At 42.9% G+C, this 24,653-nt stretch carries 23 protein-coding genes and 2 rRNA genes (1 of these 25 cut by a window edge); 17 read left to right on the top strand and 8 right to left on the bottom strand.

Translation table 11 applies throughout. The annotated features are described in order from the left end of the window. From KS2013_RS06395 to KS2013_RS06370, 6 genes are all read left to right on the top strand, one after another. A 23S ribosomal RNA gene (locus tag KS2013_RS06395) occupies positions 1–1,555 on the top strand; it begins 1,333 nt to the left of the window's first position. A gap of 129 nt (positions 1,556–1,684) precedes the next feature. Then, positions 1,685–1,800 (top strand): 5S ribosomal RNA (rrf, locus tag KS2013_RS06390). A 496-nt stretch (positions 1,801–2,296) separates the two neighbouring features. Then, positions 2,297–2,884, top strand: a complete 588-nt coding sequence (locus tag KS2013_RS06385; RefSeq protein WP_068991322.1) for a hypothetical protein — start codon at positions 2,297–2,299, stop codon at positions 2,882–2,884. A gap of 99 nt (positions 2,885–2,983) precedes the next feature. Then, on the top strand, positions 2,984–3,559 hold the full coding sequence (locus tag KS2013_RS06380) for an RNA polymerase sigma factor (protein ID WP_068991318.1): 576 nt from the start codon (positions 2,984–2,986) through the stop codon (positions 3,557–3,559). Then, complete coding sequence (locus tag KS2013_RS06375; RefSeq protein ID WP_068991316.1) at positions 3,549–4,067, top strand: hypothetical protein; 519 nt, start codon at positions 3,549–3,551, stop codon at positions 4,065–4,067. The genes KS2013_RS06380 and KS2013_RS06375 overlap by 11 nt, the downstream gene beginning before the upstream one ends. A 1-nt stretch (position 4,068) precedes the next feature. Then, positions 4,069–5,373: a hypothetical protein gene (locus KS2013_RS06370; protein ID WP_068991313.1), complete on the top strand. Its 1,305-nt coding sequence runs from the start codon at positions 4,069–4,071 to the stop codon at positions 5,371–5,373. A gap of 24 nt (positions 5,374–5,397) precedes the next feature. On the opposite strand, the gene hflD is transcribed toward KS2013_RS06370, so the two are convergent. Genes hflD through KS2013_RS06350 form a run of 4 tightly spaced genes read right to left on the bottom strand, consistent with a single transcriptional unit; the run spans position 5,398 to position 8,280 of the window. Then, complete coding sequence (gene hflD, locus KS2013_RS06365) at positions 5,398–6,012, bottom strand: high frequency lysogenization protein HflD (protein ID WP_068991311.1); 615 nt, start codon at positions 6,010–6,012, stop codon at positions 5,398–5,400. Between the two features lies 1 nt (position 6,013). Beyond that, the gene (mnmA, locus tag KS2013_RS06360) at positions 6,014–7,129 is read right to left on the bottom strand and encodes a tRNA 2-thiouridine(34) synthase MnmA (protein WP_068991308.1); all 1,116 of its coding nucleotides are present in this window, start codon (positions 7,127–7,129) and stop codon (positions 6,014–6,016) included. A 5-nt stretch (positions 7,130–7,134) separates the two neighbouring features. Continuing rightward, the gene (locus KS2013_RS06355) at positions 7,135–7,629 is read right to left on the bottom strand and encodes an NUDIX hydrolase (protein ID WP_068991305.1); all 495 of its coding nucleotides are present in this window, start codon (positions 7,627–7,629) and stop codon (positions 7,135–7,137) included. Between the two features lie 36 nt (positions 7,630–7,665). Continuing rightward, complete coding sequence (locus KS2013_RS06350; RefSeq protein ID WP_068991303.1) at positions 7,666–8,280, bottom strand: pseudouridine synthase; 615 nt, start codon at positions 8,278–8,280, stop codon at positions 7,666–7,668. A gap of 213 nt (positions 8,281–8,493) precedes the next feature. On the opposite strand from KS2013_RS06350, the gene KS2013_RS06345 reads away from it, so the two are divergent. Next, positions 8,494–10,719: an NADP-dependent isocitrate dehydrogenase gene (locus KS2013_RS06345; RefSeq protein ID WP_068991300.1), complete on the top strand. Its 2,226-nt coding sequence runs from the start codon at positions 8,494–8,496 to the stop codon at positions 10,717–10,719. Between the two features lie 146 nt (positions 10,720–10,865). Beyond that, positions 10,866–11,873, top strand: coding sequence for a low-specificity L-threonine aldolase (gene ltaE / locus KS2013_RS06340; RefSeq protein ID WP_068991296.1), 1,008 nt, complete (start codon positions 10,866–10,868; stop codon positions 11,871–11,873). On the opposite strand, the gene fabR is transcribed toward ltaE, so the two are convergent. Next, positions 11,866–12,498, bottom strand: a complete 633-nt coding sequence (gene fabR / locus KS2013_RS06335) for an HTH-type transcriptional repressor FabR (protein ID WP_068991294.1) — start codon at positions 12,496–12,498, stop codon at positions 11,866–11,868. The two genes, ltaE and fabR, sit on opposite strands and share 8 nt — an antisense overlap. A gap of 150 nt (positions 12,499–12,648) precedes the next feature. Between fabR and KS2013_RS06330 the strand changes: the two genes are divergently transcribed. After that, a complete protein-coding gene (locus KS2013_RS06330) occupies positions 12,649–13,812 on the top strand; it encodes an acyl-CoA desaturase (RefSeq protein WP_068991291.1) in 1,164 nt (387 codons plus the stop codon). 61 nt (positions 13,813–13,873) lie between these two features. Here KS2013_RS06330 and trxB read toward each other — a convergent pair whose 3' ends face one another. Next, a complete protein-coding gene (trxB, locus tag KS2013_RS06325) occupies positions 13,874–14,821 on the bottom strand; it encodes a thioredoxin-disulfide reductase (RefSeq protein ID WP_068991290.1) in 948 nt (315 codons plus the stop codon). Positions 14,822–15,025: 204 nt separating this feature from the next. On the opposite strand from trxB, the gene KS2013_RS06320 reads away from it, so the two are divergent. After that, positions 15,026–15,208 carry a hypothetical protein gene (locus KS2013_RS06320; protein WP_068991289.1) on the top strand — a complete coding sequence of 61 codons (183 nt, stop codon included), beginning with the start codon at positions 15,026–15,028 and terminating at the stop codon, positions 15,206–15,208. Positions 15,209–15,239: 31 nt separating this feature from the next. Here KS2013_RS06320 and KS2013_RS06315 read toward each other — a convergent pair whose 3' ends face one another. Further along, on the bottom strand, positions 15,240–15,851 hold the full coding sequence (locus KS2013_RS06315; RefSeq protein WP_068991288.1) for a DsbA family protein: 612 nt from the start codon (positions 15,849–15,851) through the stop codon (positions 15,240–15,242). 284 nt (positions 15,852–16,135) lie between these two features. Here KS2013_RS06315 and KS2013_RS06310 point away from each other — a divergent pair, with 284 nt between their 5' ends. Further along, positions 16,136–16,342 (top strand): cold-shock protein, encoded by a 207-nt coding sequence (locus KS2013_RS06310; RefSeq protein ID WP_068991282.1) that lies wholly within the window; start codon positions 16,136–16,138, stop codon positions 16,340–16,342. Between the two features lie 142 nt (positions 16,343–16,484). Here the strand turns inward: KS2013_RS06310 and ald are convergent, their stop codons facing one another. Further along, the gene (gene ald, locus KS2013_RS06305) at positions 16,485–17,618 is read right to left on the bottom strand and encodes an alanine dehydrogenase (protein WP_068991279.1); all 1,134 of its coding nucleotides are present in this window, start codon (positions 17,616–17,618) and stop codon (positions 16,485–16,487) included. 195 nt (positions 17,619–17,813) lie between these two features. Here ald and lrp point away from each other — a divergent pair, with 195 nt between their 5' ends. The 6 genes from lrp to serS all read left to right on the top strand — a co-directional run bounded on the left by lrp (position 17,814) and on the right by serS (position 24,579). After that, complete coding sequence (gene lrp, locus KS2013_RS06300) at positions 17,814–18,317, top strand: leucine-responsive transcriptional regulator Lrp (RefSeq protein ID WP_068991276.1); 504 nt, start codon at positions 17,814–17,816, stop codon at positions 18,315–18,317. Between the two features lie 104 nt (positions 18,318–18,421). Further along, the gene (locus KS2013_RS12050) at positions 18,422–20,785 is read left to right on the top strand and encodes a DNA translocase FtsK (RefSeq protein WP_083217802.1); all 2,364 of its coding nucleotides are present in this window, start codon (positions 18,422–18,424) and stop codon (positions 20,783–20,785) included. A 76-nt stretch (positions 20,786–20,861) separates the two neighbouring features. Further along, positions 20,862–21,542, top strand: a complete 681-nt coding sequence (lolA, locus tag KS2013_RS06290; RefSeq protein ID WP_068991273.1) for an outer membrane lipoprotein chaperone LolA — start codon at positions 20,862–20,864, stop codon at positions 21,540–21,542. A gap of 12 nt (positions 21,543–21,554) precedes the next feature. Next, positions 21,555–22,895 carry a replication-associated recombination protein A gene (locus KS2013_RS06285; RefSeq protein ID WP_068991270.1) on the top strand — a complete coding sequence of 447 codons (1,341 nt, stop codon included), beginning with the start codon at positions 21,555–21,557 and terminating at the stop codon, positions 22,893–22,895. Between the two features lie 6 nt (positions 22,896–22,901). Further along, entirely contained in the window at positions 22,902–23,285 is a 384-nt protein-coding gene (gene crcB, locus KS2013_RS06280; RefSeq protein ID WP_068991267.1) for a fluoride efflux transporter CrcB, read from the top strand. Positions 23,286–23,310: 25 nt separating this feature from the next. Beyond that, positions 23,311–24,579 carry a serine--tRNA ligase gene (gene serS / locus KS2013_RS06275; protein WP_068994447.1) on the top strand — a complete coding sequence of 423 codons (1,269 nt, stop codon included), beginning with the start codon at positions 23,311–23,313 and terminating at the stop codon, positions 24,577–24,579. Positions 24,580–24,653: the final 74 nt, after the last annotated feature.

The raw sequence follows: 24,653 nt of genomic DNA, 5'->3' as shown, positions 1-24,653 counted from the left end.
GGCCCCTAAGGCGAGGCAGAGATGCGTAGTCGATGGGAAACAGGTTAATATTCCTGTACCGGTATGTATTGTGATGGAGAGACGGAGAAGGCTAGGCCAGCACACAGATGGTGTTGTGTTTAAGGTGGTAGGCTGAGGACTTAGGCAAATCCGGGTCCTTAAGGCCGAGAGCTGATGACGATCGCCCAAGGGCGAGAAGTGGTTGATGCCATGCTTCCAGGAAAATCTTCTAAACTTCAGATACATACCGACCGTACCCCAAACCAACACTGGTGGTCAGGTAGAGAATACTAAGGCGCTTGAGAGAACTCGGGTGAAGGAACTAGGCAAAATGGCACCGTAACTTCGGGAGAAGGTGCGCCGGTTTTGGTGATGGGACTTGCTCCCTAAGCTGAGGCTGGTCGAAGATACCAGGTGGCTGCGACTGTTTATCAAAAACACAGCACTCTGCAAACACGAAAGTGGACGTATAGGGTGTGACGCCTGCCCGGTGCCGGAAGGTTAATTGATGGGGTTATCTTCGGAGAAGCTCTTGATCGAAGCCCCGGTAAACGGCGGCCGTAACTATAACGGTCCTAAGGTAGCGAAATTCCTTGTCGGGTAAGTTCCGACCTGCACGAATGGCGTAACGACGGCCACACTGTCTCCACCCGAGACTCAGTGAAATTGAACTCGCTGTGAAGATGCAGTGTTCCCGCGGCTAGACGGAAAGACCCCGTGAACCTTTACTACAGCTTCACACTGGACTTAGAACCTGCTTGTGTAGGATAGCTGGGAGACTTTGAAGCATGCACGCCAGTGTGTGTGGAGTCGACCTTGAAATACCAGCCTGGTAGCTTTTGAGTTCTAACTCAGGCCCGTTATCCGGGTCGAGGACAGTGTGTGGTGGGTAGTTTGACTGGGGCGGTCTCCTCCCAAAGAGTAACGGAGGAGCACGAAGGTTGGCTAATCATGGTCGGAAATCATGAGGTTAGTGTAATGGCACAAGCCAGCTTAACTGCGAGACAGACACGTCGAGCAGGTACGAAAGTAGGTCATAGTGATCCGGTGGTTCTGAATGGAAGGGCCATCGCTCAACGGATAAAAGGTACTCCGGGGATAACAGGCTGATACTACCCAAGAGTTCATATCGACGGTAGTGTTTGGCACCTCGATGTCGGCTCATCTCATCCTGGGGCTGTAGCCGGTCCCAAGGGTATGGCTGTTCGCCATTTAAAGAGGTACGCGAGCTGGGTTCAGAACGTCGTGAGACAGTTCGGTCCCTATCTGCCGTGGGCGTTGGAGATTTGAAGAGAGCTGCTCCTAGTACGAGAGGACCGGAGTGGACGAACCTCTGGTGTTCCGGTTGTCACGCCAGTGGCATTGCCGGGTAGCTATGTTCGGACAGGATAACCGCTGAAAGCATCTAAGCGGGAAGCCCCCTCTAAGATTAGATCTCCCTGAAACTTTAAGTTTCCTGTAGAGCCGTTGTAGACTACGACGTTGATAGGCAAGGTGTGGAAGCGTTGAGAGGCGTTAAGCTAACTTGTACTAATTGCTCGTGAGGCTTGACTATATAACCCCAAGCACATTGGGTTGTATGTCGAAGCAACAGACATAGCGTGATTGAATACTGCATATTACAGATATTAAAACTTCTTCTGCCGAATTATTAAGACTTTAGGTCAATATCCAAACGATTTTGCTTGGCGACCATAGAGAGTTGGAACCACCTGATCCCTTGCCGAACTCAGAAGTGAAACGACTCATCGCCGATGGTAGTGTGGGGCTTCCCCATGTGAGAGTAGGTCATCGCCAAGCGCTAATAAAAAAGAAAGCCACCTTCGGGTGGCTTTTTTTTATATCTGGGAATAATTTTTAAATGATAGGGACGGCTGATGGTTTGCAAAGACTCAGCATGACGTTCAGGCATCATCCACAAGGAGGTTTGCTCTCGCCAAACCCCACGGGGCAGACCCTACCCTAAAGGGCGCATGATCGCTTATACCAATAAACCAGCTTTTTAGCTGGTTTTTTTATGCCCGTCGTTTATGGATCTTGTAGCGCTCTGATAGCCCGGCCATAATCCTCACACAGAATTTTGTTTCTTGTTGCTGAATGAAGACAAGGATTACCTTGGTTAAATTCACGTTAGGCTTGCATGTAGTCGTTATTAACAAGATACTCTCTCCGCTTATCAGTTTTCTACAGGTTGACGTCCTGTTAACCAGCAGCATATGGATTTCATTTTAAATCACATGTAATATAGTGTGAACTACGTCACATAAAAGTATCTTTTGTTAGTAGGGAGTCCGTTATGACAGTAATAAGAATAATATTATCAATATCTTGCTTCATTATATTAGCTGGATGTTCCGACACATTTCTCCGCGCTATGGATGAATTTAATGCTGGCATGGGTGGGCAAAGAACTTGTACAAGGGAGGCCCCGTACGAAACTGATAGTTATAAAGGTTACAGCTATAAAACCGGCGGATTATGTAATATATGGCAAGGTCAAATAATAAACCGAAGTAACTACACCGTTAGGTGTACCAATACTATTGGTGGTCGCAGGGCGAATACAATCATCGCAAGTCCGAGACAGACGACTGAGCTTAAACAGATAGGTCACATGAGTGGTGGAAGTTTAAATTATACCTGTAACAACTGGGCGAGATCTGCTTATGTTTGGAAAAAATATCCAAAAAGAAACTATCAAATAATATTGAAAATGAGCTCTGGGAAGCAATACATGACTATTAGAAATACTGCCAACTCAAATAAACGTTGCTATCTTAAGAATAGTAACAAGCAAATACTTGTAGAGGGGCGTGTTAATAGTGGGCAAATGCTTCAATGGGTTCCTACTCCAAACAATAATTTTTATTCCAACTGTGTCTAATTGAATTAAATCTTTAACTGGTGGTTTTTTTTGCATATTTTATTGTCACACTTCAGGTGTCATAATCGTCTTACTGTTAAAGACTGAACTGGGAAAAACTTGTCGTTCAAACTTAGCTGCCCCAAAAAGATCATTAAAAAGGCTCAGAAGGGCGATAAATTTGCCATAACGCATATTTATCAACTATATAAGCAGCCTGTTTTTAATTTAGCTTATCAGATGTTAAGGGATGAGCAGCGGGCAGCTGATATTTTACAGACAGTTATGGTAAAGATGATGACAGGAATTGACGCTGTCAGTGATACAAAAAAACTGAATGGTTGGATGAAGCGTGTAACCTACAACACCATCATTGACGTTATACGAGCAAACTCTAAGTTAGTTGATATTGATGATAGTGAAGCCTTTGATTATTCAGCCCCAGAATCCCTTAGTGTAATACAAAGTGAGCACTGGGATGTGCAGCGCTTCCTCGATTTACTAGATGAACGTGAAAGGCTAGTAGTATGGCTGTCAACAGTAGAAGGTTATACGCATAGGGAAATTTCTAATACCTTAGATATCAGTGAACAAAACTCTAGAGTGGTATTCAGTAGAGCCATGAAGTCCTTAAAGTCGTTAGCAAGTGACCAGCGCTACAGTGGTCATAAGGTAGGTAACAATTATGAACAATGATTCTGAACGAGAGTTACTTGACTGTCTAAAGCAAGAGTTTGATAAAGTGCCCGCTAAAAGCGTGGATCTTTCTCAAGATGCAACATTCCAGGCCCAGCTTGAAGAGCACTTTTCCGAACGAGAAGCAGGTAAACCTAGAACTGTAAAACAATGGTTTGCTGCTGCTGTGGTTTTAATAGTCATTGGCTTTTCTATTATTATAGGGTACCCAACTACCAGCACCACAGATAACATTGACCGGACGATTAAAAAGTTTATGGTGGAAGCTAATGCAATCGAGCAGGAAATAGCTGGGTTTGAAACCAATCAGTTGAGCTCTACTCAATATATTGAAGCCTTGAAACTTAGAGATGAGATAGGCTTGATTGATGAAAGTATTCAACAAATATACAGTGCAGGCCCAGGCGTTTCTATAGCTCAATTAGAACAGGTTTGGGAAGAAAAGTTGCGCGTAACCAAAAACCTTAAAGCTTTATACATTAACCAATATAAAGTGGCCCGAATTTAACATGAGACATTTATTGCTATTTATTGTCCTTTCCCTTTGCTGCAGTGTAAGTGCATTTCAGATCAAAGATGAGAAAAGCTATGCTCTACTGGAAGATATTAATTCTGATATCAGCCAGACCCTTTCGCGCGTGCTAGAACTGGAAACAGATGTGGGTGAGCATGGGTGGGCCGTATATTTATCAAGCCCAGACGAGGAATTAATCAGGGCAGGCGTAATAGTTGAACCTAAAAATCAACAGGTGCTATCTGTGTCTGCCGAAGGGGTCGCTCATAATCTCGGTTTATTGCCCGGTGATGTTATTAAACGTGTTCAGATTAATGATAAATCAGTCGATGGCAATTTTTCTGAATTGCACTTTAACGAAAATGATGAATTAAATGTTTTTGTTAATCGGCAAGGAGAGGATTTACAGCTTAAGCTCACTGTCTCAAAAGCTTTTACACCTAGATGGGAGTTATATTCAAAGTCTTCGGGCAACTTCCAGGATAATGTTACTTATATAAGAGACAGTGACGAGTTAAGCTCTAGCACCAGCCTGATATACCTTAACCAGTTACAAGAAAGAATCAATTTTAGATTAAGTAAAATTTATCAAATTGAAACTAACCTTGATAACTCTGATTTAAAAATTAGTGTTACTAAAAAAGCTCAAACTTTAGTAGAGCTTGGGCTTCTAATCGATGAAGAGAGTAGGGAAGTTTTGAGCGTTGTATCTGGTAGTAACGCAGATCGAATGGGTTTTGAAATTGGTGATATTATACAGGGCATTGCTGTTAATGGTGAGCTATTTGAGCAGCAATTATCCAGCTTACAACTTAAGACAGGTGATGAGTTAAAATTTAATATAGTAAGAAAAGGATCAGCTTTAGTTTTGTCTTCTACCATTGATAGTAGAGAGGTTCCCAGCTGGCACTTCTCTATTAAAAATGAACAGGACAATAACTCATGTGGTTATGTAACATTTTTGATTAACCCAAGTGAAGTTAGTGAAATATATAGAGTTGATGCAACAAAACTTAATGGTGAAACGGTCAGTCCCTACAAGGTAAATTATGAGTTGGAACCGGGCACTCATAAATTTAAACTTTATGATCACATCCCGGTTAATAAAATAACGCCAATAGTGAGTAAAAGAAGGCCGTTTTCCAGGAAAAGCAAAACGCTAGTCTTGAAGGTTGAGGCTAATAAACGTTATTTCCTGGGAGCACAATATAACCGTACTGACCGATATAAAATACATAAAGGTCTTTATTGGGAGCCTATCGTCACAAAAGTTGAGAATGCTGAATGCTCACTTGAGTAAAAGCACTCTCAGCTCTAATTCAACTCATGCTAGATAAGCTTTAGCCGTTTCAATTATTTTATTTTTTGATAAAAGGAAGTGGCGCTTTTTACCACCAACCTGATGCCATAATACGGCTGCTCTTATAGCTGATAATAGTAGAGCACGTATTTTGGCTTGGTTTGCACTTTGTTGCAGATATTGACTGTTTCCGGAAACCTGAATCTTTGTAGGGTAGGTTGAAATTGTGTCTTTGTATATGTGAGCCAGCTGCTCTATCAAATCTTGATCTATTTTTTCCTGATACTCATAAAGTCGCTTTGCTTGGGCGACCCTAGACCCCATAACTTTTTGCATATTGGCGTCATTTGAGAAGCGCTTTTGCAGACTCAGTATATTAACCAGGTAGCGGCTAAACTCTGCGTCTGTTCTTGGGCCTGATAACTGCTCAACTAGAAAGCGTAGGCCTGTAGTTAGATATTTATGATTTTTGTATATCTCTTCAGTACTATCAGCATCGGTTTTTAGGAGGCTCTCTATCATTATTTCCATATCGACCGGGTCAGTTTGGCCTTTGCGAGAAATATCTTTAACACAATAAATAGCTTGGCTAATAGCTGCCAAGGCAATAACTGAGTCTGAAAAATTATAATTAGTCATATTACCGTTGTATGCTTTCTATTATTCCGCCGCCAAGACATATATCGTCTTGATAAAATACAACTGATTGTCCAGGCGTTACGGCTCTTTGTTTATTGTTGAATTCGACTAACCACTCATCTAACCCCTGACGTTTTACGGTACAGGATACGTCAGCTTGTCGATAACGTGTTTTAGCAGTACAGGTGAATTCATCTGCCGGTGCTTCTCCTGCAACCCAGTCGAGCTGTTTGGTGATAAGCGACTTACTCATTAGCAAGGGGTGCTCATGTCCTTGTACAGCAATAAGGACATTTCGCTCAAGATCCTTTTCAGCAGCAAACCAAGGTTCTTCAGGTGCGTCTTTTAAACCACCAATACCAAGTCCTTTTCTTTGGCCCAGGGTGTGGTACATAAGTCCATTATGACGACCAATGACTTCTCCTTCCGGTGTTTCAATATTTCCTGGTTGCGCAGGTAGATATTGTTGCAGAAAGTCTGTGAATTTTCTTTCGCCAATGAAACATATACCAGTACTATCCTTTTTCTCAGCTGTTACGAAGCCTTGTTCCTCAGCAACTCTCCTAACCTCTGGTTTTTCTAATTCGCCAACTGGAAACAGTGTCTTGCCTATTTGTTCATGACCCACAGCATAAAGGAAATAAGATTGGTCTTTGTTGTTGTCCAGGCCCCTAAGTAGTGTTGCCTTTCCATTTTTCTCGCCGCGACGTACATAATGTCCTGTGGCTATGTAGTCTGCCCCTAGAAGTTTGGCATAATCGAGAAAGGCTTTAAACTTTATTTCCTTATTGCACATTATGTCTGGGTTAGGTGTACGGCCAGCCTTGTATTCAGCTAAAAAATGCTCAAATACATTATCCCAGTATTCTGCTGCAAAGTTTATGGTTCTTAGTTTGATACCAATCTTATCGCAAACGGCCTGTGCATCAGCTAAATCTTCTGCTGCTGAACAGTATTCAGTCCCATCGTCTTCTTCCCAGTTCTTCATAAACAGCCCTTCAACCTGATAACCCTGTTGTTTTAGCAGGTAGGCTGATACCGATGAGTCAACACCGCCGGACATGCCGACAATGACTCTCGTTTCTGAAATGGGTTTTTTACTGTCTAGTTTGCTCATAATTATCAAAGCTGCTGATTTAAAGATTTAATACTTTGCTTTTGCAAGTGAGTTTCATCATTGCTGTGATGAAGAGTGTCCAGAGAATACCTTTGGCCGTTAAGGTAGTCTTCTAGACATTTAACCGTTAGACCGCTTCGATGTAACTCCTGGCAAGCTAAAATTTCATCTAAAGTCATCCAATGGGCCGCTATAATATCAGGGTCCTGGGGTTTGGTTTCAAGGGTTCCCTCTATTTTCCCAGTGAAGCAAAAACGTTGATAATAACGGCCATTGCTCGCCGGGTTGAGTGTATATATTCCAACCAGACTTTCCGGAGTAAAATTCAGGCCCGTTTCTTCTAGAACTTCTCTTTTAACAGCGTGCTCCAGACTTTCGTCAGGGTCAAGGTGGCCTGCCGGTTGATTAAAACCGATACCGATAGATGTGTGCTCTTCGACCATCAGGTACTTACCATCATTTTCTATAACGGCAGCTACGGTGACGTGGACTGGAAGCATAAATATTACCTGTCAAAATAGTGTGCGTATGATAGCTTATTTACGCCCTTTGCTGAACCTTTTAATGCGTTTGGAGGTTGCCCTTTTATTAATCTTATTGGCTTTAGGAGATTCTATTTCCAGAGCCTTAAACTCTCCGGGGCCTAAACCCTCAAGTCCCCATTGGCCAACCTTGGCACGGATTAAACGGAGAGTAGGGAACCCAATAGATGCTGTCATCCTTCTAACCTGCCGATTCTTGCCTTCGCTGATAACAATCTCCAGCCAGCTATCCGGAACGGTTTTTCTCTCCCTTATAGGCGGGATTCGCTCCCAGACTCTTGGTGTATCAATAACTCTGACTTTTGCAGGTTTGGTTTTATATTTTTGAATTACCACACCTTCACGTAAGGGTTGTAAGTCCTCGTTATCGGGCGCGCCCTCTACTTGAACCCAGTAGGTTTTTTCCATCTTGTTTTTCGGGTCAGCAATTTGGTGTTGCAACTGTCCATCATCTGTCAACAGAAGTAGACCTTCAGAATCTTTATCAAGCCTGCCTGCCGGATAGACGTTTTTCACATTTATATAGTCTGCTAAAGTGGAGTCGCCGGCTTCTCCAGTGAACTGACATAATGTATTAAATGGCTTGTTGAATAATATTAGCTGACTCATGTTGATTAATAATTAATCACTCTTCTCGAAAGGTTGGCATTGTAACCTTAAATTTAAGAGTATGCATGGGTTGTTGTTAGTTTGCATAATTGAGAATGCAGGAAACGATGTTTTCGCGTATAATGTCGCGCACTTACAGCCGCTAGGACTCAAGAACCTCTCTGGCTTTCATTAGAATCTGTTTGGATAGCAAAAAGACTCTTAGGAAACAGTATGACAACATCGAAGATTATTTATACCCACACTGACGAAGCGCCAGCTCTGGCAACCAAATCATTTTTGCCAATCATCGAGGCTTTCACCAAAGCTGCTGGCATCAGTGTTGAGACAAGCGATATTTCCTTAGCAGGCCGCGTTATTGCGAACTTCCCTGAATACCTTAAAGAAGAACAGCGTATCCCGGATGCTTTAGGGCAACTTGGTGAAATGGTAAAGAAACCAGAAGCCAACATCATCAAGCTTCCTAACATCAGTGCTTCTATTCCTCAGCTTAAAGCGACAATCAAGGAGCTTCAGGATAAAGGATACGCTTTACCTGAATATCCTGACAGTCCTTCAACTGATGAAGAGCGAGATATCCGCGCTCGTTACGACAAAATTAAAGGTAGTGCGGTTAATCCGGTACTACGTGAAGGTAACTCGGATCGTCGTGCCCCTAAGGCCGTCAAAAATTTTGCGAAAAAGAACCCCCATAAAATGGGCGCCTGGAGCAAAGACTCCAAGTCTGATGTTGCCAGCATGGCTTCTGGTGACTTCCGTTCAAATGAGAAGTCACTAACTGTAGCTGAAGCAACCGATGTAAAAATTGAGTTTGTGGAAAGTAATGGTGACGTCACAGAGCTAAAGCCTGAATTTCCTATTCAAGCCGGTGAGGTTATTGATGCAACGGTCATGAACAAAAATGCATTGGTTAGCTTCTTGGAAGACCAGGTAGCAGAGGCAAGAGAACAGGACGTTTTATTCTCGTTGCACATGAAAGCGACCATGATGAAAGTCTCGGACCCAATTATTTTCGGTCATGCGGTAAAGGTGTTCTTTAAAGAAGTTTTCGCTAAACATGCGGCGACGCTAGAAAAAATTGGCGTAAACGTTAACAACGGCTTTGGCAATTTAGTCAGTAGCTTAGACAAGCTTTCTCAAGAGGAACGTGAAGATATAGAAGCAGATATTAAAGCTGTTTATGAGAAAAATCCTGAGCTGGCTATGGTTGATTCTGATAATGGTATTACTAACTTACACGTTCCAAGTGATGTCATTATCGATGCTTCTATGCCTGCGATGATTCGTAACTCAGGCCAGATGTGGGGTCCAGACGGCGGCACTAAAGATACTTTAGCTGTCATCCCTGACAGTAGCTATTCAGGAGTCTATAAAGCGACTATTGATTTCTGCAAGGAGAATGGGGCTTTTGACCCAACAACAATGGGTACGGTTCCTAACGTAGGCTTAATGGCGCAAAAGGCAGAAGAGTACGGCTCGCATGATAAGACGTTTGAAATCACTGGAAATGGCTCTGTACGCGTGGTTGATTCAGCGGGTAACACACTTCTTGAGCATCAGGTTGAAGAGGGTGACATCTGGAGAATGTGTCAGGTAAAAGACGCTCCGATTCAAGACTGGGTAAAACTTGCTGTTAACCGCGCTCGTCTTTCTGACACCCCTGCAGTGTTCTGGCTAGATAAAGATCGTGCTCATGATGCTGAGTTGATTAAGAAAGTTGAAACTTACTTAAAGGATCTTGATACAGATGGTCTTGAGCTTCACATCATGTCACCGATTGAAGCCACTCATTTCACCCTGAAGCGTGTTAAAGAAGGTAAAGACACAATTTCAGTGACTGGTAACGTATTGCGAGATTATCTGACTGATCTGTTCCCAATTCTTGAGCTGGGAACCAGTGCGAAAATGTTGTCTATTGTGCCTCTAATGAATGGCGGTGGTCTGTTCGAAACTGGTGCTGGTGGTTCTGCTCCAAAGCATGTGCAACAGTTCATGAAAGAGAACCATCTTCGCTGGGATTCACTGGGTGAGTTCTTGGCATTGGGTGTTTCTTTAGAACACATGCATGAGAAGAATGGCAACAAAAAAGCACAGGTTCTTGCCAACGCACTTGACGTTGCAACTGAAGCATTATTGCTTAATGGTAAATCCCCATCGCGTAAAGTGAATGAACTGGATAACCGTGGCAGCCATTTTTACCTGGCGATGTACTGGGCGCAAGAATTAGCCAAGCAAGATGAAGACGCGGACCTTAAAGCCCACTTTGCAGAGCTGGCTGAAGAGCTGACTAACAATGAGCAGGCAATTGTTGATGAACTGAATAAAGTTCAAGGTCAGCCGATGGACATTAATGGTTACTATTTCCCAGACGCAAAGTTGGCTTCTGACGCAATGCGTCCGAGCGCTTTGCTAAATAAAGCACTTGAGCTTATAAGCTAAAAGCTAATTAGTAAGGATGAAAAAGGCACCCTCGGGTGCCTTTTTTGCTTTAAAAGTCGTATCGATTTGACCGTGAGTCTTGGATAGACTATCCGTTTTTCTATCGCTAAGATAGCTTCTAATAATTATTCAAAAGAGTGTCCATAATGATTGACCTAAGAAGTGATACTGTAACGCAACCTACTGAAGCAATGCGTAAAAGAATGGCTGCAGCTGCAGTGGGTGATGATGTGTTTCAGGATGATCCGACAGTAAATAAGCTGGAAGAATTAATGGCTGAAATGTCGGGTAAGGCGGATGCCTTATTTGTACCCTCTGGAACCATGTCCAATCTCGTAGGGTTATTGGCTCATTGCCAACGAGGAGAAGAGTATATTGTGGGGCAGGGCTACCACACTTATTTATATGAGGCAGGCGGCGCTCCCGTTTTAGGAAGCATTGTGCCTCAGCCTGTAGAAGTAGAGCCCGATGGGACATTGGACTTAGCCAAAGTAGAGTCCGTTATAAAAAAAGACGATTATCATTTTGCTCGAACGAAACTGCTGTGTCTTGAGAACACCCATAACGGCAAAGTAATACCTCTAGATTATATGAGTAAAGCGTATGAGTTTGCTAAATCAAAGGGATTAGGTTTGCACCTTGATGGAGCTCGAGCATTTAACGCTGTCGTTGAGCTTGGCTGTGAGCTAAAAGACTTATCTCAATACGCAGACTCAGTATCTATCTGTCTTTCTAAAGGACTCGGGGCTCCGGTTGGTTCTGTTTTGTGTGCTGATAAGGATACTGTTAAATGGGCCCGTCGCTGGCGTAAAATGGTCGGGGGCGGTATGCGCCAGGCTGGTGTTCTCGCCGCTGCAGGGATATATGCGCTAGAAAACCATGTGGAACGTATGGCTCAAGATCATGCTCGGGCCAAAGTTTTAGCTAAACGTTTAGCAGATTTTCCTAAACTTAAGGTTAAACAGGAGCTAGTTCAAACCAATATGGTTTTTATTAAGACTGATATGGAGACAGCCGAGAGTCTTGCAGAGTTCTTATTAGAAAAGGGTATACGCATTATTCCTGGTGAAACCATGCGCTGGGTTTTGCATCTTGATGTCAACCAGGAGCAGCTTGATTATGTCTGTTCGCAGGTGAAAGCTTTCTTTAACTAGCTTCCTTAGAAGTATCTGTTTCCAGCTGTGCTGCTAGCTGTGCACCGAGTGTAATGTAGCGCAGCTGGAGAATTGTTCTTTCTTTTAACGCTTCTCGACCCTCTGGCTTCATATCCAGGGCTTCGGCACCGGCATTAAATACGATAGTGACCAAACCTTCCGCCAAAGTAAAAGCCTGGTCTGGTGCGTACATTGGTTCCTGTGCCAGGTACTCACTGAGCTCTTCTTTAAAGTGTTCTATTTCTCTGGCAATTGCCTCCCGAAATGCTGGTGAGATACCTGTACGTTCACGAAGTAGTAATCTGAATATGTTAGGGTTTCTTTCAACAAATTCCATAAATGTATCAACCGATGTTTTAATGATGCTACCTTTACGTTCGATACGGCTACGAGCCTTACGCATGAGTTCCCGTAAGGTAACACCTGATTCGTCTACAAGTGTCAGGCCAAGTTCTTCCATGTCATTAAAGTGTCGGTAGAAGGAGGTCGGGGCGATTCCTGCCTCTCTGGCAACTTCTCGCAGGCTCATGCTTGAAAAGCTATGATCAGCGGATAGATGGGCCAAGGCAGCATTGATAATTGCTTGGCGAGTCTTTTCTTTTTGCTGTGCGCGAGTGCCAGACATAATAGTGTTTTGTTGGTAATAGTATGCCTAGTATAGAAAACAATAGCTTAAGTGTACAGCTGTACGCTGGATTGCAAATTTTTGTCTTAGTCGTTATACTGTGCTCAGATTTAAGCGTACATGTGTACGCTGTTTTAGAGAGGTAAGTAAATGTCAGATGTTCAAAGTTATGCCAATGAACCTTCAAAAAAGAAAGGTGAGTTAATTTGGGCTAACATTATATTCTTCGGTCTCAGCTTTTTAGCGGCTGTGACATTGGTACCGTGGTACGGTATGGAATATGGCTATCACTGGTCTACATGGATGTGGGGAATTGGCTTATGGCTATTCTCAAGCACCTCAATATCAATGGGGTACCATCGCTTATGGTCTCATAGAGCATATGAGGCGAATGCATTTTTACGTGGGCTTTTAGCTTTTGGTGGCTGTCTGGCATTGCAGAATAGTGCACTTCACTGGTCATCCGATCATCGTATGCACCATAAACACGTTGATCACGATGAAAAAGATCCATACTCGGCCAGTCTGGGGTTTTGGCACTCGCATATTGGCTGGATTCTAAAACGTCGTGACAATGGCCGTTACAATGAGCAATACGATCGTTGTCCAGACCTGAAGCGACAGAAAATTGTTATGTTCCAGCACAAGTATTACTGGGTGCTGAGCATCGGCCTAAACGTAGCTGTTCCGGCTCTACTTGGACTTGCTTATGGTCATTTCTGGGAAATGATGCTGGTCGCTGGTGTGTTCCGCCTGGTATGGTCACATCACCTGACGTTCTTTATTAATTCACTGGCCCACATCTGGGGTTCTCGTCCATATACTGAAGAGAACTCTGCTCGTGATAATTTTATCCTGGCAGTTTTAACTGGCGGCGAAGGTTACCATAACTATCACCATAAATTTCAGCTTGATTACCGTAATGGCATCCGCTGGTGGCACTTTGACCCATCCAAGTGGTGGATTAAGTCTTTAAGTTGGATTGGTGTAACTAAAAACCTTAAAGTTGCACCAGCTCATAAGATTGAAAGGGCAAAGGCTGAGACGCTACTGCTGAAAGCTAAAGAGAAAACGGCGCATTTGCCGAATGCTGAAGAAATCATGCAGAAACTTCATGACGAATATGATCAGTTAGTTGCTCATATGGCAGAGTTCTATGAAGCGAAAAAGGCTTGGATAGAGTCTAAAAAGGCAGACCTGGCTCATGAAATTGCTGAGGAAAAAGCTCACCTTATTGAGAACTATGAGCAGTTCAAGCTTAAGCTCGAGGAGCAGAAGTTAAATTGGATGAAGCTTGCCAGGCAGTATGCTTAATATTTAGAGACGATATACAAAAAAGCCCTGCAATTGCAGGGCTTTTTTATGGAGATATTTCTTATTGGTCTAGAAACTTTTCTGCATCTAGAGCGGCCATACAGCCTGTACCTGCAGACGTAACCGCCTGACGGTAAACATTGTCAGATACGTCACCAGCGGCAAAGACTCCTTCTACTGAAGTAGCAGTAGCGTTTCCTTGAAGACCACTCTTAACTTGAATGTAACCATCTTTCATTTCAAGCTGACCTTCGAAAATATCTGTGTTCGGTTTATGGCCAATGGCAATGAAGACACCCTGTAACTCAATATCTTCTATTGTGTCATCCAGGGTGCTTTTAATACGCATACCTGTGACCCCCATATCATCACCAACTACTTCTTCCAGAGTGCGGTGCCAGTGAAGGATGATATTGCCGTTTTCAACTTTTTCAAAAAGCTTATCCTGAAGAATTTTTTCAGAGCGTAACTCGTCACGACGGTGTACCAGATGAACTTCGCTGGCTAGATTCGATAGGTAAAGCGCTTCTTCAACGGCTGTATTACCGCCACCAATAACTGCGACTTTTTGATTTTTATAGAAGAAACCATCACATGTAGCACAGGCTGAAACACCTTTACCCATAAAGGCTTCCTCTGATGGTAAACCTAGATATTTAGCAGAAGCACCTGTACAGATAATTAGAGCATCGCAGGTATATATGCCACTGTCACCTTTAAGAGTATAGGGTTTATTTTTTAGGTCGACTTCATTGATATGGTCGAAAATCATCTCCGTACCAAATCGCTCAGCATGCTTTTGCATTCGAACCATCAAATCAGGACCCTGAACACCTTCATGGTCCCCGGGCCAATTATCAACGTCCGTAGTCGTCGTCAGCTGCCCGCCTTGCTGAATACCAGTAATAATTGCTGGTTCAAGGTTGGCTCTCGCAGCATAAACCGCAGCACTGTAGCCTGCAGGGCCTGAGCCCAGAATTAAGCACTTAATGTGGCGCGTTTCGCTCATAGGTTATTTCTCCGAAATTCTTTTATAACTCTACCAATTTTGGCTAAATTGTAGGTATTTGTTAGCCATAAATAAACCTTTAATTGATATTCTTATTCTATGAGGTGATAGATTAATGATTCTTATCAGTGTAGCAATTAGCCTTTAATGCAGATATGCATTAAACTTAACCTATATTCTTAAGTTAAAGAATGAGGCAAGATTATGAGCACTAAATATTCTAGCGATAATGCCATGGAGGAGGCTAAAGAGATTGATGAGGTTATTAAGCAGGTAGCGAACGACGCAAGTCTCTATGGCCTTGATGCAAGCAAGGTTCAGGAAATATGGCTTGATGCCTTACTTAGACAAGTGGCCGATAACGAGCTTGATAAGAAAGCACATTGACAGCAAAGCTGGCCTCTTGTCGTCATTCAATTCATCTCACAAAAGATATAATTTTGTCATACATTAAATCGGAACATTGATAATCAACTTCGATCGGTACACTTTGTTCCTCAATTTCCAAGGTCAGTGAAGGGAAGCCTCTGAATGACAGAGAGCGATAAACCTGTATTTGACGCTGCAACTCATTATCGATTCTTTCAGAAACTATAGAGGTTTTAAAGCTCTCTATATTAAGTTTTAAATAATCAGCCAGAAAAACTAATGTATCGAGTTCGGAAGGATTCATGGCCCCTAAGTAATAAGCCTTTTGGATGGCTACTATCATCTCGCTTTCTTTACCTTGTTCTTTAGCAGCAATTACCGCTCGGCAGGCAGGATAAGTTGATCGCTTCGGCTGGCACTCTGTCCAAAAGTTATAATTGAATCGTGTCCCCAGCAGATTTTCGATTTTCTCCCAGTAACCCCGTATGGTTTTTTGCATGTAATGAGGCATTGGTTCGTTGCTATCAGGAGCTAAACCACCGAGTACATATTCAATATCAACAATATTCTTTAGACTTTGATTTAGCTGCTGCCAAGTAGGGGCAAATCCCCAGCACCAGCTACACATAGGATCATGAAAATAATAGAGTTTTGCAGCCATATTTAATAGATAACACTTACGTTAATATACAAAATAATGCTTTACTTCCCGCCAGTATATAGTATTCTGTTTCCGCTGGTTAAAATAACAGCTATACAAGGATACATAAGTTCGATGCTACACCAAGTTGGTCATTGAGATCACTTAATGTCGTACCCTCGCTATTTGTTATCTAAGTTAATGCCGTTTAGTTTTTATCTCAGTAGTACCGCTATCAATTTATCAATAGGTGATAATGAGGTGGCAAACATTAATTTTTAAGCATTTAGCTTTGGAGAAATATTATGTCTAAAATCACTGGTACAGTTAAGTGGTTCAACGAATCAAAAGGTTTTGGTTTCATCGAGCAAGAAGCGGGCGAAGACGTGTTTGTACACTACCGCGCGATTCAAGGTGACGGTTTCAAAACTTTAGCAGAAGGCCAACAGGTTGAGTTCGACATCGAGCAAGGCCCTAAAGGCGCGCAAGCTGCTAACGTTACTAAAGTATAATTTATACTTTAACAGCGTTACAAAAGGCCGCTCTCTGAGCGGCCTTTTTTATTGTCCTGAGTTTCTTTAATCTCAACCGTACTCTTAGAAATATAAAAAAACCGCTCGGTTGAGCGGCTTTTTTATTGTACAGATAAAGAGCTTATAGCGTATCGTAACTGATATCCAGTGCGGCTTTAGGGTCAACGTATTCAAACCCAAGGTTTTCTGCCACAGAGCGCTCTGTAACCTGACCTTTATAAACATTTAGACCATTCAAAAGGTGCGGGTCTTTTGCCAAGGCTTCTTTGTAACCCTTGTTGGCAATATTCAGAATGAAAGGCAACGTGACGTTGTTCAGTGCAAAGGTTGACGTACGTGGTACTGCGCCCGGCATGTTAGCAACGCAGTAGTGAACCACATCTTGTTTGATGAAAGTTGGTTCAGCATGAGTTGTTGCATGTGACGTTTCAAAGCAACCACCCTGGTCAATTGCTACGTCAACGAGAACTGCGCCTGGTTTCATTTGTTTGACCATCTCTTCAGTAACAAGCTTTGGAGCTGCAGCGCCTGGAATTAACACACCACCAATGACTAGGTCCGCACTGGTAACTTCCTGCTCTAAAGATTCTTGGCTAGAAAAAACGGTTTCTACCCTTGAGCCAAACTCTGCATTAATGCGACGTAAGACATCGACATTACGATCAAGTACGACAACACGAGCACCAAGTCCAACAGCCATTCTGATAGCGTTGCTTCCAACAACACCGCCGCCAATAACAACACACTTAGCTGGAGATACACCTGGAACCCCGCCTAATAACATACCTAGACCGCCGCGAGACTTTTCCAGACACTGAGCACCTGCCTGAATCGACATACGGCCAGCAACCTCTGACATCGGTGCCAGTAGGGGTAGGCCACCCTGACGGCCAGTTACAGTTTCATAGGCGATACAGATAGCACCTGAATTAACCAAATCCTGGGTTTGCGGCATATCTGGAGCAAGATGTAGGTAAGTAAATAAGATCTGGTCTTCGCGTAAACGCTTTCGCTCTTCAGCCAGAGGTTCTTTAACTTTAACAATCATCTCGGCTTTTGCGAATATTTCTTCCGCAGTATCCAGAATAGTGGCGCCCGCTGCGATATAATCTTCATCAGTGAAGCCAATACCAGCGCCGGCATTAGTTTCAACAATAACCTCATGACCGTGTGCGATTACTTCGCGAACACTGCCTGGGACCATACCTGCACGGTACTCATGATTCTTTATTTCTTTAGGTACACCGATCAACATATCTTTGCTCCAAATCGACGGTTTTGAGCCCGCTAGTCACTGTATAATAAATAAGCAATTATACACTAGGAAAAGGCTTTTTTGGGGTCAGTAAAAATCGCTATTATAGTGTGCTTTTAGCAGTTTTATTTGCTAAAGTTTGTCTTTTTGTAGTATAAATAACTTTAAATATGATTTTTACTGCGAATATATTCTGTGAAAGTAAAAAGTGCGAGCAAACAAATTTTGGACCGTATTGATCGCCGGATTCTTCGTGAATTGCAGTCAAATGGTCGGATCTCTAACGTTGAATTAGCTAAAGTTGTGGGCTTAAGTGCCACCCCCTGCCTTGAGCGGGTCAGACGTTTGGAGAATGATGGTTTTATTGAGGGGTACTTAGCCAAGCTGAACCCTAAGAAATTATCAGCTTCGCTATTGGTTTTTATTGAAATTCGTTTATTACACACCTCACCTAATGTATTTACAGAATTCAACCAGGCAGTTGCTACAATCCAAGAAATATTGGAATGTCATCTGGTGTCAGGAGAGTTTGATTATTTATTGAAGGCTAGGGTGGGTGACATGCAGGAATACCGGAAGTTACTTGGGGATACACTTTTAACATTACCTGGTGTCAGCGCATCTCGCTCTTACATGGTAATGGAGGAGGTCAAGGAAACCAGTATCCTGCCAGTATCAGACAAACAGGGGACGGATTAGTAACATAATGCTAATCTAGTGACCCTTTTACCGTTTTTGTGTATCACGCTTGAGATAGCTGAAAGTTCAATTAGAATGGTAAGCGAGAAAAATAGGACACAATTTTGAGCAAAACTAAAACAAAACAGGCTGCAACCAAAAAGAAAGATACCCAGTTAGACTCTAAAGCAATTTTGCGTAAGCGTTTAAGCGAAGGCGGAATGATTATTCTTGTCACGATTGCTCTGTTTCTTCTTTTGGCGTTGTTAAGTTATAACCCCAATGACCCGGGCTCGTTCACTAACGGTAGTGGCGCGCCTGTGCAAAATGCTGCGGGTACCGGGGGAGCATGGTTTGCAGACTTTTTCCTACACTTATTTGGGTATCTGGCTTATCTGATTCCTGTCGTTGTCGCCTATTTTGGATACCTTCTTTATAGCGAGAGAACTGAAGAGCATCAGCATCCTAAAAGTTTCTGGCTAATTAAAAGTCTTGGTCTTTTAATGGCGATTGTTGCCGGTGCCGGCCTCCTGTATCAACATTTCGGTGATCGTTGTATCAGCGGGATTCAAGCGTGTCATCAGCAGTCCGAAATAGTTTACTTTTCTGGTGGAATACTGGGTAAGGCAATTATTGGGATGATGATAGGTACTCTAGGATTATATGGCACTACCCTTATTTTACTGGCTTTATTTTTATCAGGCGTAACCTTATTTACTGGTATTTCATGGTTAAAGATTATGGACTCTGTGGGGACCTGGACAATTGATAGTATCAATAAAGTTGTTTACTGGTATCAATCATTTAAGGAACGTAAAAAAGAAGAAAAGGAAGTTAAACAAGTCGTTGTAAAGCGTAAAGAAGCGATAAAACAAGATAAGGTTAAACGGGAAAGCAAAAAGCCAGTAAAAATTGAACCTAAAGTAACTTCAATTCCGCCGAGCCCCAAAGTTGAAAAGAAAACACGGCAAAAGCCTTTGTTCGAAGGGGCAGGTGAGGGGCCTTTGCCACGTATGGAGTTACTTGATGAACCAGAGCCTCCAAAGAACCATTATTCTGAGGAGTCACTTGAGGCAATGTCGAGGCTGGTTGAAATCAAATTGAAAGACTTTAATGTGGATGCTCAGGTGATGGAAGTTCATCCAGGGCCCGTCATTACTCGATTTGAACTGGAGTTAGCCCCGGGAGTCAAGGTCAGTAAAATCTCTAACCTGGCAAAAGACTTAGCTCGCTCATTATCAACTATTTCAGTTCGCGTGGTAGAAGTTATTCCCGGTAAAACTTATATCGGCATTGAAATACCAAACGAGTCACGTGAAATTGTTCGTTTGAGAGAGGTTCTGGCTTGTGATGAATTTGAAAAGTCCAAGTCCCCTCTAAGTATGGCCTTAGGTAAGGATATTGCTGGGCGTCCGGTAGTGGTTAACATGGCTAAAATGCCTCACTTATTGGTGGCTGGTACGACTGGGTCCGGTAAGTCGGTTGGTGTTAATGCCATGATCATCAGTATGCTATATAAGTCTTCCCCTGAAGATCTTCGTATGATCATGATCGATCCCAAAATGCTTGAGCTGAGTGTTTACGAGGGGATCCCACATCTTCTTTGTGAAGTGGTGACGGATATGAAAGACGCTGCCAATGCACTACGCTGGTCGGTCGGTGAAATGGAACGTCGTTACCGCTTAATGTCCGCTTTAGGAGTAAGAAATTTGTCGGGCTTTAATAAAAAAGTTACCGATGCTATTAAGGCTGGTGAGCCGATCAAAGATCCTTTATGGCAGCCGACCGATGGACTTGAAGAGGAGCCACCAATTCTGGAAAAACTGCCTTCCATAGTCATTGTTATTGATGAGCTTGCGGACATGATGATGATTGTCGGCAAGAAAGTTGAAGAGCTTATCGCTCGAATTGCACAAAAAGCTCGTGCTGCAGGAATCCATTTGATTTTGGCGACACAAAGACCTTCTGTTGATGTTATTACCGGCTTAATTAAGGCAAACATCCCTTCGCGTATAGGATTCCAGGTTTCATCAAAAATAGATTCTAGAACCGTTTTAGATCAAACGGGTGCTGAACAGCTACTGGGTATGGGTGATATGCTTTACTTGCCTGGCGGCAGTAATATCCCAACCCGTGTACACGGGGCTTTTGTCGATGATGATGAAGTACATCGTGTGGTTGAAGACTGGAAGCAGAGAGGGGAGCCTGATTATATCGAAGAGGTAATCAGTGGAACCAGCGAAGTTCCTGTTCCTGGTATGCCTGGAATGGATGGTGGTGACAGCGAGCAGGATGAGCTTTTTGATCAGGCCGTAGCTATCGTCACCGAGACCCGTCGCGCGTCTATTTCGGGTATCCAACGTCGTCTTAAAATTGGCTACAACCGCGCTGCAAGAATGGTAGAGGCCATGGAGGCTGCTGGTATTGTATCGGAAATGGGCAGTAATGGAGCAAGAGAAGTATTAGCACCACCACCACCTAAAGATTAAGTCTTTTTTGTTAAGTCCAAATTCAGTCTATGGGCTGTATAACGGTAGATAGTTAATACAGCCGAAAGGTATAGTTATGAAGTTTTTATATCAACAAACAGCAAAAATTATTGTGTTATGTTTTTCTATCATTTTCAGTAGCATGAACGCCTATGCTGACGCAGCTCACAAGCTGGAGGATAAACTGTCCAACATTAACAGTTATAGAGCTAACTTTACCCAGGAAATTCGAGACGAATTTAATACAGTTCTTGACTCATCGTCAGGTTACTTTGAATTGCAGCGTCCAAAACTTTTTCGATGGGTTGTCAGCGATCCATATGAGCAGGAGATCGTAGCAGACGGTCAAAATCTGTGGCAATTCGATCGTGATATAGAACAAATTAATGTGTCAGACTTGGATGAAAGTCTTGAGACGACCCCGGCCGCTATTTTAACTAAAGAGAAAGTGGACATTGTTGATAATTACAATGTCGCGGAAGTCGCTACCGGTAAGGATGATATAACAGCTTTTCAATTGAGCTCTAGAGACGAGCAAGCATTATTTGAGCGGTTACTGATTGAGTTCAACGGTGACGATCTGGTGGCATTGAAGGTTAGTGATAATCTGGGACAAACTACGATTATCGACTTCTCCGAAATAAACCTGTCGCCCGGTTTTGATGAAAAGCACTTCCAGTTTGAAGCACCTAACGGGGTTGATATTATTGATAATCGTAAAAAAGTGGCGGACAATGCTCCACAAGAAGCGATGTAATCCAGATTATTAATGAGTCAACAAAACCAACTATTTGACGATAACCATGTCTACGTACCACTAGCTGATAGGATGCGCCCGCAGCAGCTTGACGATTATGTTGGGCAGGAGCACCTGCTAGCTAGTGGTAAGCCATTATACCAGGCCATCGAGACTCAGAAGCCTTTCTCCATGATCTTTTGGGGACCGCCCGGTACAGGTAAAACAACACTGGCAAGACTCATAGCAAAGACCTCTAACGCACACTTCATTACTATTTCTGCGGTTCTGGCCGGCGTTAAAGATATTCGGGCTGCTGTCGAAGAAGCAAAGCAATACCAGGCTCAAGGCAAACAGACACTGCTGTTTGTAGATGAGGTTCATCGTTTCAACAAAGCGCAACAGGATGCTTTTTTGCCTTACGTAGAAAATGGAACCGTAACTTTCATTGGGGCTACAACAGAAAACCCATCCTTTGAGTTGAATAACGCACTTTTATCTCGGGCAAGAGTATTCGTACTCAAGGATTTATCCAATCAAGCTTTACGTCAATTGGTCAAGAGAGCTATAAACGATAAAGACAAAGGGCTGGGAAATTTAAATTTAACTGTTCAGGAAGATGCTCTGGATGTGTTGGTCCAGGCCGCAGATGGCGATGGCCGTCGCCTGTTAAATTTTCTGGAATTGGCTTCTGAGCTCGCGTTAGCAGAAAATGACGAGAATCCAGTTATTAATAATAAAGTTCTTGAAGAAACTCTTACCCAGTCCCTCAGGCGTTTCGACAAAGGGGGAGAGCACTTTTACGATCAAATTTCCGCCTTACATAAGTCGGTAAGGGGTAGTGATCCAGATGCAGCGCTGTACTGGTACTGCCGAATGCTTGATGGAGGCTGTGATCCACTCTACGTGGCACGAAGAGTGGTCCGAATGGCGAGTGAAGATATCGGTAATGCTGATCCAAGGGGATTGACGCTGGCATTAAATGCCTGGGATGTTCAAGAGCGCCTGGGTAGCCCCGAAGGGGAGCTAACTATTGCTCAGGCTATTATATACCTTGCTTGTGCACCTAAAAGTAACGCAGTCTATAAAGCTTATAACCAAGCACGTAAAGACGTCAGTAATGAACCCACTTATGATGTTCCGATGCACATACGCAATGCACCAACAAGTTTAATGAAAGATTTAGAATATGGGCAGGGCTATAGATATGATCATGATCAGCCGGATGCTTTCTCGGCGGGTCAGACTTATTTTCCCGAAGCTAAACAACCTGAAAGCTATTATCGTCCAGTGGATAGAGGACTTGAGAAAAAAATAGCTCAAAAAATGCAGTGGCTGAAACAGCGTACATTAGAAGCAAGTGATGATAAGTGAGATGATATGAACTGGGCGGTAATCAGTGCGATTGGTATCGGTGGTGCATTTGGTGCAATAGCAAGATTTAAAATTAGACATCTTTCGGAATGGCTTTTAGGAGAGCAGTTTCTATACGGGACTCTGATGGCTAATGTGGTAGGTTGTTTCATCGCAGGTTTTTTGATCACATATTGGCAGAATGCTAACGTTTCTATGACGCTTAAAGAAGGAGTCATGATTGGGTTTCTGGGTGCTTTTACCACCTTTTCAACTTTTTCACTGGAAACCATGTATCTCCTGCAACAGCAGGTATGGCTCAAAGCGGGTATGAATATTCTTGGAAATTTAGTACTTTGCATGCTTTTCGTGTTTGTTGGGGCCTGGCTTGGTGGTAGAATGTCCGGCTAATTATCCATTAACTCCAAATATAGTAATGCTTGATCCTAAATTATTACGTAATGACATTGACGCTGTAGCGACTAACCTGGCTAAAAGAGGTTTTGAGTTAGATATAGCTACTTATCAGAAACTGGAAGATGAGCGTAAAACTCTACAAATTGAAACTCAAGAGTTACAGAGTAAGCGTAACTCAAGTTCAAAGTCGATCGGACAGGCAAAGGCTCGCGGAGAGGATATCCAACCATTATTAGACGAGGTGGCCGATCTCGGTAAAAAGCTTGATGAGGCGAAAGATCGTCTAAGTCAGGTAATGATGGAGTTGGATGACATCCAGTATGGCATTCCTAACTTGCTCGATGACTCAGTTCCTGAAGGTAAAGATGAAAGCGACAACGTCGAAGTGCGTCGCTGGGGTAAGCCAAGAGAGTTTAGTTTCGAGCCTAAAGATCATGTGGAAATCGGAGAAAACCTTGGTGGCATTGATTTCGCCAGTGCAGCAAAAATCTCAGCCAGCCGTTTTGTTGTAAAAAAAGGACTTGTAGCTAAATTACATAGAGCTTTGATACAGTTAATGTTGGATCTTCATAGTAGAGAACATGGCTATGAAGAAATTTATGTGCCATATATGGTCAACTCTGAGAGCTTGATGGGAACAGGCCAATTGCCAAAGTTTGAGGAAGATTTATTTAAAGCCCAAGGCAAAAACCAGGATGGCAAGCAACTTTATATGATTCCAACCGCAGAAGTTCCGGTTACCAACATGGTACGAGACGAGATTATTGAAGCCGATCAGCTACCGTTAAAATTTACTGCACACACACCATGCTTCCGAAGTGAAGCAGGTTCTTATGGACGTGATGTCCGTGGTCTTATTCGTTTACATCAATTCGAAAAAGTTGAGCTGGTACATATGACTAAGCCTGATGACTCGATGAAGGCACTTGATGAGCTTGTTGGTCACGCAGAAAAAGTTTTACAGTTGTTGGACCTACCATATCGTGTTGTTAATCTATGCTCTGGGGATATTGGTTTTGGAGCCACAAAAACATACGATATTGAAGTTTGGCTACCTAGTCAGGACACTTATCGAGAAATATCCTCCTGCAGCAATACTGGGGACTTTCAGGCAAGACGTATGCAAGCCCGTTGGAGAAACCCAGAGACAGGAAAGCCAGAACTACTTCATACCTTGAATGGTTCTGGGCTGGCAGTGGGGCGTACACTAGTCGCGATTTTGGAAAATTACCAAAATGAAGATGGTACAGTTGATATTCCTGATGTGCTGAAGCCTTACTTAAATTAAAAATAAAAGCTGCTTTTTAGCAGCTTTTTTTATACCCAGGAGATTTTCAGTATAAATTTTGATACTTTTTCCTA

The sequence above is a fragment of the Kangiella sediminilitoris genome (assembly GCF_001708405.1).
GTDB lineage: Bacteria > Pseudomonadota > Gammaproteobacteria > Enterobacterales > Kangiellaceae > Kangiella > Kangiella sediminilitoris.
Note: the sequence above shows the minus strand (reverse complement) of the source record. Positions and strands in the feature narration are given on the sequence as shown.